13 protein-coding genes are annotated in these 14,110 nt (G+C 68.4%); 7 read left to right on the forward strand and 6 right to left on the reverse strand.

Translation table 11 applies throughout. The features are described from left to right. Positions 1-20: 20 nt before the first annotated feature. Entirely contained in the window at positions 21-1,067 is a 1,047-nt protein-coding gene (locus M0R88_RS08025; protein WP_248656417.1) for a DUF7972 family membrane protein, read from the reverse strand. A gap of 79 nt (positions 1,068-1,146) precedes the next feature. After that, positions 1,147-1,725: a DUF7529 family protein gene (locus M0R88_RS08030; RefSeq protein ID WP_248656418.1), complete on the reverse strand. Its 579-nt coding sequence runs from the start codon at positions 1,723-1,725 to the stop codon at positions 1,147-1,149. 211 nt (positions 1,726-1,936) lie between these two features. On the opposite strand from M0R88_RS08030, the gene M0R88_RS08035 reads away from it, so the two are divergent. The 3 genes from M0R88_RS08035 (at position 1,937) to M0R88_RS08045 (ending at position 4,830) form a co-directional block, all read left to right on the forward strand. Beyond that, the gene (locus tag M0R88_RS08035; RefSeq protein ID WP_248656419.1) at positions 1,937-4,294 is read left to right on the forward strand and encodes an ATP-dependent DNA helicase; all 2,358 of its coding nucleotides are present in this window, start codon (positions 1,937-1,939) and stop codon (positions 4,292-4,294) included. A 99-nt stretch (positions 4,295-4,393) separates the two neighbouring features. Continuing rightward, a complete protein-coding gene (locus M0R88_RS08040) occupies positions 4,394-4,564 on the forward strand; it encodes a hypothetical protein (RefSeq protein ID WP_248656420.1) in 171 nt (56 codons plus the stop codon). Then, positions 4,561-4,830, forward strand: a complete 270-nt coding sequence (locus tag M0R88_RS08045) for a hypothetical protein (protein ID WP_248656421.1) — start codon at positions 4,561-4,563, stop codon at positions 4,828-4,830. Before M0R88_RS08040 ends, M0R88_RS08045 begins: the two co-directional genes overlap by 4 nt. 53 nt (positions 4,831-4,883) lie before the next feature. Here M0R88_RS08045 and M0R88_RS08050 read toward each other — a convergent pair whose 3' ends face one another. From M0R88_RS08050 to M0R88_RS08065, 4 genes are all read right to left on the reverse strand, one after another. Then, entirely contained in the window at positions 4,884-5,864 is a 981-nt protein-coding gene (locus M0R88_RS08050) for a methyl-accepting chemotaxis protein (RefSeq protein ID WP_438267204.1), read from the reverse strand. Between the two features lie 81 nt (positions 5,865-5,945). Next, positions 5,946-7,049: an ABC transporter ATP-binding protein gene (locus tag M0R88_RS08055; protein WP_368409379.1), complete on the reverse strand. Its 1,104-nt coding sequence runs from the start codon at positions 7,047-7,049 to the stop codon at positions 5,946-5,948. Further along, positions 7,046-8,881: an ABC transporter permease gene (locus tag M0R88_RS08060; protein ID WP_438267205.1), complete on the reverse strand. Its 1,836-nt coding sequence runs from the start codon at positions 8,879-8,881 to the stop codon at positions 7,046-7,048. Before M0R88_RS08060 ends, M0R88_RS08055 begins: the two co-directional genes overlap by 4 nt. A gap of 1 nt (position 8,882) precedes the next feature. Further along, the gene (locus M0R88_RS08065; protein ID WP_248656423.1) at positions 8,883-10,052 is read right to left on the reverse strand and encodes a thiamine ABC transporter substrate-binding protein; all 1,170 of its coding nucleotides are present in this window, start codon (positions 10,050-10,052) and stop codon (positions 8,883-8,885) included. 190 nt (positions 10,053-10,242) lie between these two features. On the opposite strand from M0R88_RS08065, the gene M0R88_RS08070 reads away from it, so the two are divergent. The 4 genes from M0R88_RS08070 (at position 10,243) to M0R88_RS08085 (ending at position 14,051) form a co-directional block, all read left to right on the forward strand. Then, on the forward strand, positions 10,243-10,494 hold the full coding sequence (locus M0R88_RS08070; protein WP_248656424.1) for a hypothetical protein: 252 nt from the start codon (positions 10,243-10,245) through the stop codon (positions 10,492-10,494). Positions 10,495-10,524: 30 nt separating this feature from the next. Beyond that, on the forward strand, positions 10,525-11,235 hold the full coding sequence (locus tag M0R88_RS08075) for an AI-2E family transporter (RefSeq protein WP_248656425.1): 711 nt from the start codon (positions 10,525-10,527) through the stop codon (positions 11,233-11,235). 98 nt (positions 11,236-11,333) lie between these two features. Further along, positions 11,334-13,211 carry an outer membrane protein assembly factor BamB family protein gene (locus M0R88_RS08080; protein ID WP_248656426.1) on the forward strand — a complete coding sequence of 626 codons (1,878 nt, stop codon included), beginning with the start codon at positions 11,334-11,336 and terminating at the stop codon, positions 13,209-13,211. 156 nt (positions 13,212-13,367) lie between these two features. After that, complete coding sequence (locus M0R88_RS08085) at positions 13,368-14,051, forward strand: PepSY domain-containing protein (protein WP_248656427.1); 684 nt, start codon at positions 13,368-13,370, stop codon at positions 14,049-14,051. Positions 14,052-14,110: the final 59 nt, after the last annotated feature.

Genomic DNA, 14,110 nt, shown 5'->3' on the forward strand with positions numbered 1-14,110 from the left:
AATCCGGTCGCGTCCTAATTTTACTCCTCGTGGTGTTCGCTCCCCGCGACGAACGGTCCGATGAACAGCGTCGATTGGGAGACCGTCGCCAGCCGCGAGATGTACGAGATGAGCGTCGCGAACGGGACGAGCGCCGTCGTCGCCGCCGCGCTGACGAACCAGAGTCGGTTCTCGACGCCCAGCGTCTCGCCGGGGAAGATAGTGGGGTCGTACATCTGAGAGGCCCAGAACGCCACGAGGAGCGACGGCAGGCCGACGTACAGCAGCGCCCGCGAGAAGTTGATGAACTCCGTGCGGATGTAGGTCGTCTTCAGATAGCCCCGCGCGGTGACGAACAGTTCGAGCGCGTTTATCATCTCGACCAGCGCTTCCGTCTCGTCGCCGTCCAACTGCTCGCTGTACTCCTTGCGAATCCGGCGCAGACGCCGTATCTTACCCGAGGTATCGAAGTCCATCACCGCCGCGACCGCCTCGAAGTCGCCGAACTTCGCGTCCTGCAACTCCGCGTTGACGTTCTCGGCGTCCGCGACGAGTTTCCGGGAGAACGTCGCAACGTCCGACTCTAGTTCCGGGCTTCCGGTCACGTCCTCCTCCAGCGACCGTGCGCGGTCCCGGAGCGCGGACACGAGGTCGTCCAAGTACTGCCCCGGCGAGAGCGGACTCACCGTCTCGTCGAGCAGACCCTCGCTCTGGCGGCGGAGCTTCATCGTGTCGTCCAGTCGCTCGCGCTGGTCGCTCACGGGACCGAGTTCGGGCGAGAGGACGAGTTGGTTGATGGAGAGGACGATGGTCGTGACCGAGACGATGGTCTTGAGCAGTTCCACCAGCGCGGCCGCTGGCGAGATGCCCTTTGCGAGGAACTGCTGGACCGACACCGGGCCGAACGTCCCGACGAGGACGGTCAGCCCGAAGGTCCCGACCGCGAGAACGCCGACGACGAGCCACCGGTTCGCGTCGATGAGAAACCAGCGTTTGAAGTCGAACAGCGCTTCGCCGACGGGTCCGCGGTCGGGCTTCTCGATGGTGTCGGTGATCTCGGTCGGGGAATCGATGTCCGCGCCAGTCATCCGGGCGCGAGAATTCGGCGTCCGGCCGTATTGTTCCGTCGGCCGTACGTCGGTCTAGGCCTCGGTTTCGGCGTCGTCCTCAGTTCGATTCGGCCGCTTCGGCGGTTTCGGCGTCGCCCTCGGGCGCGAAGTTCTCGGGTTCCCGGTGGGTGAACTCGACCTGCTCGTTGGTCAGCGTCCGGACGTAGGTCCGCATCTCGCCCGCTCGCTCGGCGGCCGCGAGCATCGGCTGGGCGTTCTGGGCGTCGTAGTACGCGGGATAGAGGACCGCGACTTCCTCGTCGGGGTCCTCCATGGCGACCACGAACAGCACGAGTCCGTCGGCCGTCGCCCGGAACACCTCGTAGCTGTCGAAGGAGGCGTCGCCGTCCAACAGCGACTCCAGTTCGCCGAACTCGTCGTCGGGAACCAGCACGTCCAGCCCGAACTCCTCGTCGTCCTCGTCGGGCACCAGCGCGGTCACGTCGCCGGGATGGAGTTGGAGCGTCTCCCAGCCCTGCGTCTCGTACTCGTCGGCCGTCGCCTCCATGTCGGCCACGATGTCGTCCCAGAACTCGGCGGCTCGGAGGTGCGTTCCGGGGATGTCGCCGACCTGCTCGAACGCCGCGGCCGGGTCCTCGTCGGCGAGTTCGTCGAGGTCCGCTTCGTCGTCGCTCATGGTTTCGAACGCGACTCTCCGCGGTAAAAGTCTTGGTACTCCGAGACGTGATGCGACGGACGACGGGGCGTTTCGTGTCGATTTCGGAGACCGTCACAGCGTTGCCAGCACAAGCTTGCCGAGCGGTATCAGTGCGCCAGCCCACGGCCACGCTCGCGCCGGATTCGCCGATTCCAAACGTTCAAACCCGATGGCGACCAACCCCGGCCCAGTGACCGCAAGCGATTCGTGGCGCGAGGTGTTCGGCCACGCCGACCCGTACGACGAGCAGGTGGACGGCATCGAGACCGCCATCGACACCGCCGAGGACGGCGGGTTCGCCGTGGTCGAGGGTGCCTGCGGGACCGGCAAGACCATGCTGGCGCTGACCGCGGGCATCGACCTCGTTCGGGACCCGCAGAGCGACTACGAGCGCGTGGTCGTCCTCACCAGCGTCAAACAGCAACTCCGCCAGTTCGAGGAGGACCTCCGGACCGTCAACTCGAACCTGCCGACCGACTGGGACCCCGTGACGAGTCTCACCCTCGTCGGGAAGGCCGACGTGTGTCCGTACAACCGCGAGAACGCGGGGGGCATCGACGACGGCAACGTCTACGAGCGGTGCGAGTCGCTCCGGGAGGACACCCGCGCGATAACGGGCGAAGGCGGAGCCACGACCGCCCAGAACCTCGTCTCGCGCGCCCGGAGCCAGCAGACCGGTCTCGCCGACTCGGGTGCGCAGGGCCGGGCCGCCGCCCAATTCCTCGAAACCGCCGACGAACCGACGCCCTACCCGCCGGAGATGCCAGAGTACGACGACGTGGAGTACTGCCCGTTCTACGCGCAGTTCCTCGAAGAACTCCCGGAGGACGGCGACCCCGTGGAGGCGGTCCTCTTCGACTTCGACGGGATGGGTCTCATCGACCCCGAGGAATTGGTCTCGCTGTCGGTTCAGCACGGCACCTGCCCCCACTCGATGATGGGCGCGATACTTCCCCACGCCGAGGTCGTGGTCGGCAACTACTACCACGCCTTCGACCCCGTCACGACCGGCGGATTCACGGGCGCGCTGCTCGATTCGTCCACCTTCGTCGTCTGCGACGAGGCCCACATGCTCGAACCCCGCGTCCGTGACCTCGTGAGCGACGCGGTGGGCGACGCGACCCTGCGGGACGCCGAGTCGGAACTCACGCGGGTCATCCAACCGCTCAAGTTCGACGGCGACAAGGAGACCCACACCGCCGCGGACGCCGACCTCGTGCGCGGCGAACTCGAAGACAGCGACGTGTCGCTCTCGGACCTCGAAGCGACCCGCGACTTCTTCCGGGACCTCCGGGAGGAACTCGACCGACGCGTTACCGCCCACCTCGAACGCGAACACCGCGGCTGGAAGTCGAACCTCCACGACCTGCCCGACGACGAGATTCCGCTCCGAGACCCGACGGAGCCACAGCAGGACGAAATCTCGGTGTGGGCCGAGTCGGAGGGCTACCACGACGGCGTCTGGGTGAAGGCCGAGGCCGTCGGCGCGGTCGTCGCGCGCATCCTGAACGAGGCCGAGGACGACGAGAAGGAGCGGGCCGCGCCGGCCGCCGGCCGCGTCCTCGGCGAGTGGTACCGAAACGACCACGAGCGCTACTTCCGGGAGATAGAACTCGAACGAACGTGGAACGAGAAGGAACCCGACACCTCGTGGCGGCGCGCGTACAACGCCCGCCTCGCCATGCAGAACTGCGTGCCCAGCGACGCCATCGGCGAGCAACTCGCGGAGTTCGGCGGCGGCGTCCTGATGAGTGCGACCCTCGAACCCCTCGACGTGTTCGAGGAGGTGACGGGTCTCAACCATCTCGACGCCGAACAGGGCCGCCCGGTCGTGGAACGGACCTACGGCCTGAACTTCCCCGAGGAGCGCCGGGAGAGTTTCGCCGTCGATGCTCCCAAGTTCACCTACGACAACCGCGGTGCACCCGGCGACGAGACCCAGACCCGCCGGATGTACGCCGACGCGCTCCGCGACGTGGCGCGCGAGACGCCCGGCAACGTCCTCGTCGGGATGCCCAACTACGCCGAAGCGACGTGGGCCGCCGAGACGCTCCGCGAGAACCCCCGCGTCGAGAAGCCGGTCCTGCTGGACGAGAGCAGCGCCGACGACGTGACCGAGGACCTGAAAGCCGAGTTCTTCGGCGGCGAGTCGAAGGTCCTCGTCACCAGTCTTCGCGGGACGCTCACGGAGGGCGTCGATTACGAGGGCGACCGACTCAGCGCCGCGGTGGTCTGTGGCGTCCCCATCATCAACACCGCGAGTCCCCGGACGAAAGCGGTCAGGACGGCCTACGAGCGCGAGTTCGGCGACGGCTTCGTCTACGCGCTGACGGTCCCGGCGGTCCGGAAGGCCCGCCAAGCCCTCGGCCGCGTCATCCGCGGGCCGGAGGAGGTCGGCGTCCGCGTCCTCGTGGACTCGCGGTACGCCCGCGACTCGTGGGACAGCGTCCGGAAGTACTTCCCCGACACCGAGCGCGAGGAGTTCCAGCCCGTGAGTCCGGACATGCTCTCGCTCGGACTGGAGCGGTTCTGGCGCGGCCGGGAGTAGAACCCGAACGAACCGTACAGTTTCACTTTCACCGCGCCCATGGCTCGCGTTTAACCCCCTGAGCCACCTACTAAACTATCCCCACGGGAGGCACCCGAAATGAAAACAGACGCCACCCCGACAGCCGACGACCCCGACGACAGAATCGAGACCTACGCGCGGACCGCCAGCGACGGCGAGGCGGAACTGGTCTTCTACAACCCGCACGCGACCCACGAGTGGGTCAACGCCACCGAGTCGAGTACCGTCGAACTGGAGGACTGGCGATGAGCGCGGGCCGCGCCAGCGCCGACGAGGGCGACCGGGCCGCCGAAGCCGACCACGCCGCCGAAGCGGACGGCGAGCGGGACCGGTACCTCGTCAGTCCGACCGCGACGACGAAGAAGCGCCACCGCCCGGACGAGACCGGCGAGAAGCCGGCCTGTCGAGCGTTCCTCCAACAGGACGACGCCCGATGGCGAAAACTGGGGGCGCGCCAGACCGTCCTCTACGACGACTGCTCGAACTGTTTCCCCAGCGACGCCGGTGAGGACTGACCCGCCTCGCGCTGGCGAACTCGACCGGTCGCCGCCGACGCGCCGCCCGGAGGTCAGTCCTCGACCAGTTCGTCGACCTGCCGATTGATGTCCGAAATCTGGTCGGTCTGGTCGTCGAGTTCCGCGGAGATTCCGTCGGTGCGGTCCGCGATGTCGTCGGCGTTCTCGGTCGTCTGGTCGACCATCGCGGCGACTTCCTCCGTGCTGGCGGCCTGCTGGTCGGTCGCGGACGCGACCTCTTCGATGCCCTGATTGACCTCTCGGACCGACTCGGCGATCTCGTCGAGGCTCCCGACGGCCGACTCGACGGTCTCGATGCCCTCGTCGATGCGGGAGTTGCTCTCTTCGAGGCTCTCGACGGCGTTTTCGGTGTTCTCTTGGATTCGACTGACCTTCCCCTCTATCTCGTCGGCCTGCTCCTGTGACTCGCCCGCGAGTTCCTTTATCTCGTCGGCGACGACCGCGAACCCGTCGCCGCCCTCGTCGGCGCGGGCGGCCTCGATGTTGGCGTTGAGCGCGAGCAGGTTGGTCTGCTCGGCGATGTCGTTGATGACCTCGATGATGTCGTCTATCGCCTCGACGCTCTCGCGGATGGTCTGGACGTCCTCGGTCACACTCTGGGCGGCGGTCTGTATCTCGGCCATCGTCTCGCCGGCCTCGGCGGCGGCCTCCTGTCCCGCTTCGGCCTGCTGGCGGGCGTGGTCGCTAGCAGTCGCCACCTCCTCCGACGAGGAGGCTATCTCCTCGACGGCGGCGCTCAGGTCCGAGACCTCCTCGGAGACCTGCGACATGCCCTCGGATTGCTCGCGCGCCAGCGCGGTGATGTCGCGGGTTCGCTCGGCGATGCTCTCCGAGGAGTCCTGTAGTTCCGCGAGCGAGGACTGTATCTCGCTGGCGACCTCCCGGTCGTAGTCTGCGTCCGCCTGCACGTCCTGCGTTATCTCCTCGACGTCGGTCTCCAACTCCACGTCCTCGTCACCGACGTCCGGGGCCTCCACTGACTCGCCGTCGAACTGCTCGTTGGTTCCGGTCACGGTTCTCTCGGAAGGAGCCTTACAACTAAAGGTCCCGGAATCGGAGTAAACTCGAAAACAATTTCTTTCCGACCTCGGGCGCTACCCGGCGTCGCGGTCGACGAGGGTGCGCTCTCGCTCGTTCCCCGAAATCACGTGCGCGTCCGCCGGGTCGAATCCGACGCGCAACCGCTCGTCGGTCGGGCGTTCCGCGGTCCGCAAGGTCACGTCACGACCCTCCCAGTCGAGGTGGACGCGGAACGACTCGCCGAGGAACTCGACGGTCTCGACGGTCGCCTCGAAGGCGTTCTCGCCCGGCCCGCGGACCAGTTTCTTCGGGCGGACGCAGAAGACGACCTCGGTCCCCTCGGGCGCGTTGAGCGGGAGGCGGAAAGTCGCGGGGCCGACGCGGACCGCTCGACCGGAGCGGTCCGCGCCGTCGGTCGCACGCCCCGCCGTGCCACGTCCGACGACCTCGCCCGCGAAGACGCTGTTCTCGCCGAGGAACTCCGCGACGAACCGGGTGTCGGGTTCCCGGTAGACCGCTTCGGGCGTGCCGACCTGCTCGATGCGGCCGTCGTTCATCACGGCCACGCGGTCCGAGACGGCGAGCGCTTCCTCCTGGTCGTGGGTGACGTAGACGGTCGTGATGCCCAACTCGGACTGAATTCGCTTGACCTGCGTCCGGAGCGTCTGGCGGAGTCGCGCGTCGAGCGCGCTCATCGGTTCGTCCAGCAGCAGCACGTCCGGGCCGGGCGCGAGCGCCCGCGCCAGCGCGACGCGCTGGCGCTGGCCGCCCGACAGTTCGTCGGGGTCGCGGTCCTCGAACCCCGGCAGGTCCACGAGTTCCAGCAAGTCGGCCACGCGCTCGTCGTCCGACCGATTTCCGGGCGTCTCACGGAAACGAAGCCCGTAGGCGACGTTCTCGCCGACCGTCATGTGCGAGAAGAGCGCGTAGTTCTGGAAGACGATGCCCACGTCGCGGTCCTCCGGGGGCACGCCCGACATCTCGGTCCCCTCGAACCGGACCGACCCCGAGTCGGGCGACTCGAACCCCGCAATCGCGCGCAGGGTGGTCGTCTTCCCGCATCCGGATGGCCCGACCAGCGTGAAGAACTCGCCGTCGGCCACGTCGAGGCTCACGTCCCGGAGCGCGTCCACGCCGTCGAACGACTTGGAGAGGTTTCGGAGGTGGAGGTTCGTCACGCTTCCCACCGCCCTCCCAACCTATCGACGACGACGAAACTCAGACTCGTCACGGCGAGCAGGACGGTCCCCATCGCGGTCGCTGGCCCGAGCGTCCGGTTGCCGATGTAGCGCTCGACGGCGACTGGCATCGTGTAGCTACTGCTCCCGGTCGCCAAAATCACCGTCGAATCGAACTCGCCGATGGAAATGGCGAACGCGAACGCGGCCCCGGCGGCGACCCCCGACGCCACGAGCGGGAGTTCCACGTCCAACAGCGCCCGGACCCGAGTCGCGCCGAGCGCGCGGGCCGACTCCACGACCGACCGGTCCACGCCGCCGAGCAGCGGCGCGACGTTCCGGACGACGAAGGGGTAGGCCGCGACGCCGTGGGCCGCGACGATGGCGACCGGTCCCGTGACCTGCAATCGGTGGCCCCACAACTCGACGCCGAAGACCAGTCCGCGGAGCATCCCGAGTCCGACGACGACGCCGCTGACCGCGAGCGGTGCCATCGCGGCCGCGTCCGCGAGTCTGGTTCCCCTGCCCCCGCGGGCGGTCAGCACCGAGACGGTGACGCCCATCGGGAGCGCGACCAGCAGGGTGGCGACGCCGAACACCAGGGAGTTGCGGACCGCTACCCCCGGTTTCGTCTGGAACGACGCGCCCTCGACCTGCCGCTGGACGAGGAACTCGTAGTACTGGAGGGTGAACCCCGAGGGACCGGTCACGCTCTCGGCGACCATGCTGGCGATGGGACCGACGAAGACCACCGCGACCACCGCGGCGTAGGCGGCGACGCCGACGCGTTCGAGCGCGGCCAGCGGCGAGGGGTTCTCGGGCAGCAGTCGCTTCCTCGGCGGCGGGTTCGCGGCCCGACCGCCGCCCGACTCGCGGGCCTCGTACCGGAGGTAAGCGTAGGTCAGCGCGAGCGAGACGACCGTCTCGGCCACCGCGAGCGTGGCGGCCTCGGCGTACTCCAGTTCCTGCACGAGCGAGTAGACCCACACCTCGACCGTGGCGAGTTGGAACCCGCCCAGCGCGAGGACGATGGGGAACGACATGAAGGTGAAGACGAAGGTGAGGAGCGCGCCAGTCAGCACCGCGGGCAGGAGTTGGGGTGCCAGCACGGTCCGGAAGGCGTACCACGGGTTCGCGCCGAGCGACCGGGCGGTCTCGACCATCCGGGCGTCCACGCTCTCCCACGCCGCGGTCGTGACCCGAGCCACCAGCGGCGCGTTGTAGAACGCGTGGGCGACGACGATGGCTTCGAGCGTGAAGAGGAGGTTCACCGGCCCGAGACCCAGCGCGGTCAGGACGGCGTTCAGCGGGCCGTTCGTCCCGAAGAACGCGACGAAGCCGATGGCGACCATGATTGACGGCAGCACGAACGGGAGGATGGTCAGCGACCGGAGCGTCCGCCTGCCGGGGAACTCGTAGCGCGAGAGGACGTACGCTCCCGGCAGGCCGAGCAGGACGCTCGCAATCGTCGAGAGCAGAGCTTGGTAGGCGGTGAATCCGAACAGGCCGAGCGGCGACTCGGCGGCGAGTTCGGAAATCGCGCCGAACTCGCCGCCGAAAATCGGCGCGAGGACGCCGAAGTAGAACGGGTCCGTGAGGACGTCGCGGACGACTTCGACGGTCCACGCGCCGCCGACCCGGACCGCGTCGGCGAAGACGGTCAACACCGGATAGTAGAAGACGACCGCGAGGACGAGTGCGGTCGCGACTCCGAGGAGGGTGATGGCGTGGCGTTCGAGCCATCGCGTCGGCGCGGTGGGGCCGAGCCACCGCGTCGCCCCGGTGCGCTCGGTGGTGGTCTCACCCTCCGTCCCGGCCTCCTCGCGGGTCACGCTATCGACCGCCGGCTATCTGGCGCGCCCACGAGTCCACCCAGCCGTCGAGGTTGCCCTGTAGCTCCTCGTAGGTGAACGTCACGGGGTTCGCCGGTTCCTTGGCGTACTTCTTGAACTCCGCCCCGAGCGGTGCCCAGTCGGTCGCGGGGTACTGGACGTTGAGTTGTGCGATTTGCTTCTGGGCCTGCTTGCTCAGCATGAAGTCCATGAACGCCTCGGCGAGTTCCGGCTTGTCGGTGCCGGCGAACTTCGCCATTCCCTCGGGGTTGGCGTAGCCTTGGTCGTTCAGGAAGCCGACCCGGTGCTTCGTCAGGTCCTTGTCCTGCCGGTGGGCGTACACCTGGTCGGTCGAGTACGAGACCACCATCGGAGCCTCGCCGTTCTCGTAGGCGGTGTAGGCGTCGCTCCACGACCCGAGCATCTTGATGCCGTTCTCCTTCAGCTTCTGCCAGTAGTCGAGATACTGGTCCTCGCCGAGGGTGTTGACGGTCCACAGCAGGAAGGCTCGGCCCGTGGCGGCGGTCTTGGCGTTCTGGACGATGAGGTCGCCAGAGTACCGTTCCTTCAGTAGGTCTTGGAACGTCTCCGGTTGCTTCTGTATCTTGCTCTCGTCGTAGACGAGGCTGATGTACCCCGTGTCGTAGGGGACCGCGCGCTGTTGCGGGTCGAAATTCAAGCCGTCCTTGACGTGGCCGTAGTGGGACAACCGGTCGGCGACCGGCGCGAACAGCGATTTCTGGCCCAACTTCTCGTCGATGCGAATGAGGTGGTCCACGTTCATGCCGACGTACACGTCCGTATCGATGGACACGCCCTGCGCGGCCTGCTGGATGTAGTGGTTGACCTCGTTCTCGGGCGTCTCGTACTTCACGGTCACGTCGGGGTGGCGGTTCTCGAACTCCTGTTTCAGCCACCCGCCGGGCGAGGAACTGGGCGCGTCCACGAACGAACTGTACGTGGCAACCTTGAGCGTGCCGCTGAGACTCGCCTCGGTGGTCGTCTCGGTCTCCTCGGTGGTCTCGGTAGCAGTCGCCTCGGTGGTCGTTTCGCCGGTCGTCGCGGTCTCGTCGGTGGTCGTCTCCTGCCCGCCGCTCCCGCCGCCGGTACACCCGGCGAGACCGACGATGGTCGCGGTCCCGCCGTGCTTCAGCAAGGTTCGCCGTTTCATTACCGGGTGGTTACATCCGGTGATACTTAACTGGCGGGATGTGGAGTCGCGACGGTTCGTCGGCGAGACCGGCGTCCGGTGACGATTCTTCTCGTCGTCGGGACCCGGACGAGAAGCGACGAGCGTCGCTCTCACCTCGGTCTCGACCGATAGGCGAAAGGTTTTGCCAGATGGGTTCGATGTGGCGGACATGTCTACCTCGCGGCAGTGGGTGCTGGCCGGCGTGCTGGCACTGGTCGGTCTACTCGCGGCCGCGGTGCTGTTCGACGTGCTGGGGACGGTCTTCTTCGCCATCACGGTGGCCTACGTCCTCGTGCCGCTCCACGAGCGGTTCGTCCGGCGCGGGATAGCGTCGTGGTGGGCCAGCGCCGCCGCGACCGCCGTCGCGTTCGTGAGCGTCGTCCTGTTCTTCGCGTCGTTCGGCTTCCTGCTGTACCGCTGACGCGCCGCGCTGGTCGGCTTCCTGCTCGATTTGCCCGAGAGCGTCACGGTCGAGTTGCTCGGCACGGTCTACACCGTGGACGCGGGCGTCGTGACCGAGGTCACGCGCGAGTACCTCACCGTCGTCACGCTCTCGCTCGCCCGCCTCGCGCCGGTCATCGCGCTCAAGGTCACCCTGTTCGCGCTGCTGGTGTTCGCCCTGCTGGTCAACCGCGGACAGGCCCGCCGCGCCCTGCTCGCGCCGATTCCCCACGACTACCGCGACGTGGCCGCGGCGTTCCACGAGCGCACCCGCGACACGCTCTACGCCATCTACGTCCTACAGGCCGCGACCGCCGCGGCCACCTTCCTCGTCGCGCTTCCCGTGTTCTTCGTGCTGGACTACCCGTTCTACGTCACGCTCGCGCTCGTCGCGGGCTTCCTCCAGTTTCTCCCCATCGTCGGCCCGTCGTTTCTGGTCGCCCTGCTCGCGGTCTATCGCGCGACCGGCGGCGACCTCACGGGCGCGATACTCGTCTTCGTGGTGGGCGGCCTGATAATCGGCTGGCTGCCCGACGCGGTCATCCGGACCCGACTCGCTCGCGAGACGGCCGACCTGCCGGGGAGCCTCTACTTCGTCGGCTTCACGGGCGGCCTGCTCAGCGTCGGTCCCGTCGGCTTCATCGCCGGCCCGCTGGTCGTCGCGCTCCTCGCGGAGGCCAGCGAGTTGCTCGCCGCCGAGGTGAACGGGAAGGCGGGGTGAGGCGGCGACGCGGGACCGGAACCGGTCGCTGCGGTCCGGCCGCCGGAGTCCGGACCGCTTCGATAGAATCATACTCCGACGGTCCAACTGTCGGAGCCGTGACTCGATTGGTCCCCCTCCAGTTCCTCGGTCTCCCCGAGTTCTCCGCCCTCGACGCGGCGCTAGTTGTCACCTTCGCCGTCTCGACTGTTACGATGACGGTCATCTACGGTGTCTACCTCGTCGTGGCCCTGCGCGACTGGCGTGCGGACGGGCCGCCGCGCCCCCGCGACGACTACGACCCGACCCTCCGCGAACGACTCGCTTGGTGGGTCCTCTTCTCGCTCCCCACCGCGACGATTGGCTATCTCCTCGTCGGGGTCGCCGCGGCACGATTCCTCTTCGCGCTCCCGTTCACGGTCCTCTCGGGCCTCGTCCTCGGACTCCTCGGTCTCCACCTCGTCGCGCCGGTCGCGTTTCACGTCGAGAGCGCGGCCGTCCGGCGACGGACCTCGTGGGACCCCTCGGGCGTCTACTACCTCACGATAGTCGCAACGGGACTCGGAGCCCTCCTCGGCGCGCTCTACCTGTACCAGCGACACCGACACCTCCGCGCGGCCGCGTCCGAGGCCGAGACCGCGAACTCGGTGGCGGCGACGGACGACGCGACGGACGCAGACGATGCGCCGGACGCGGACGACGCGACAGAATCGGCAGTTGCCGATTCGGACGGCGGCGTCGGTCCGGCGCGGCTCCCGGCGGTCTCGCGCCGCAATCTCCTGCAGGTCGGTGCGGTCGGCTACGCCGGCTACATGGCGTATCAGTTCGCCGGCCCGTGGCTCGAAAACGAGGCCACGCAGTTGCTCTTCGGGTCGGCCCCCGACCTGACCGGCGACCCGACGGGGTGGCCCATGCGCAACTACGGCCCGAGACAGACCGCCGCGAATCCGTCTGCTCGACCGCCCTCGGGCGACCTCGCCGTCGAAACCCTCTACACCGGCCGGGACCCGAACGCCGAGGACGGCCCGGTCTACGCCGACGGGACGCTCTACTTCTGCGACCGACCGGAGGTGAGAGCCATAGACGCCGAGACCGGCGAGACGCGCTGGACCTACCGCCGCAAGGAGACCGGTCCCTTCGCGGACGGCGAGACGTGGGCCGTGCCACACGCCATCGCGACCGACGGCGAATCCGTGTTCGTCTCGATAGACCTCGGGCTGGCCGCGCTGGACGCCGAGACGGGCGAGAAGCGCTGGCACTACGAGACGAACGCCCTCTTCCGCGACCTGACCGTGGCCGGGAACACGGCCTTCCTCGGCGACTACGGCGTTACCGCCGTGGATACGGCGACCGGCGCGAAGCGGTGGCGGGCCGAGTGGAACACCGGTCCCTCGACCCCGGCCGCGGTCGCCGACGGGACGGTGTTCGCCACCCACAACGCGAGTACCGACGACGGGAACCACGGGTGGGTCGTGCGGGCCTTCGACGGCTCGACCGGCGATGCGGCGTGGACCCGGCGCGTGGACTTCGGGTCGGAAGGCCACGCCGCGAACACCCCGGTCGTGGACGGGACGCTCTACGTCGGCGGGGACCACCTCTTCGCGCTCGACGCCGAGACGGGCGAGACGCGCTGGAAGCGCGAGAACGCGGTCGCGGGTGACTGGGGTTACAGACTCGCCGCGGACGGCGACCGCCTCTACGCGATTCCCGGCGGGAGCGGAACCGAGTCCGGGTCGGTGCGGGCGTTCGACGCCGCGAACGGCGACCCCCTGTGGTCGATGGAATCGCCGCCCGACACGGACGTCGCGGGCACCGTCGCGGGCGAGACGCTCTGTCTGACCTACGAGGAGGAGTTCCGACTGGTCGATGGCGCGACGGGCGAGCGCCTGCGCTCGCTGGACCGCGACTTCGGGTTCCCCGACCCGCCGCGAACCGTCGAGGACCGCATCTTCGTGGAGGGATGGGAAGAGCTGTTCGAGATAACTGCCGGGGAGTAACGCGCACCCCGACGGACCGGTGTGGTGCGGGCGCGACCTCCGACGGACCGGTGTGGTGCGGGCGCGAGACGACCGCGAACCGCCGTCGCGCCGAGCCGACGAGACGGCCAGCACGCTCATCAGACGAGTTCTCGAACAGGGAGACGCGTTTCTACCATGAGACACCGGACACTCGTATCGGTCGGTCTCGCTCTCTGTCTCCTCGTCGGGGGGCTGAGCGGGGCGGCCGGTGCGGACACGCACGCGACAGCATCGCAGACGACCGACGCACTCGACCGTCGGACCGCGGAAACCGCCGCGTCGTGGCAGGGCGGCGAGCGGACCGCGGCCCAGCAGGGCGGACAGGTCAACCTGAGCGTGGTCGAGGTCTCGGCGCTCGAAGCCGTGGAAATCGCCCAGAACCGAACCGACGGGAAGGCGGTCGTCGTGAGCCTCGGGTCGCAGAACGGGACGCCGGTCTACAACCTGTCGGTCCTCGCGGAGAACCTGAGCGTCTCGACGGTCACGGTCGATGCGACCGAGGGGCGAGTGACCTCGGTCGAGCGGAACGTCACGGTCGTCGATCGGCAGTTCCTCGGCGGCGAGGCGTTCGACTACGCCGAACTGCGGACGGTCGGCGACGCCGTCCGACTCGTCCAGAACGAGACGAACGGGACGGTCGTCAACGCGGGCATCAAGCGCGGCGAACTCGTCTACGGCGTCGGACTCCGGACGCAGGACGGGACCCGGACGCAGGCGCTCGTGGCGGCGACCGAGGGACCGCTCCTCGGTCTCCGGACGACCAGTGCGACCACCCCGACCGCCACGACCAACGCGACAACTACGACCGGCGGCGCTTAACCGACCCGTTCGACCGGCGATGCTCGGTGGGGGTATCGACGCCGCGGTCCCCGGCGGGC

The organism is Halorussus gelatinilyticus (assembly GCF_023238445.1).
GTDB lineage: Archaea > Halobacteriota > Halobacteria > Halobacteriales > Haladaptataceae > Halorussus > Halorussus gelatinilyticus.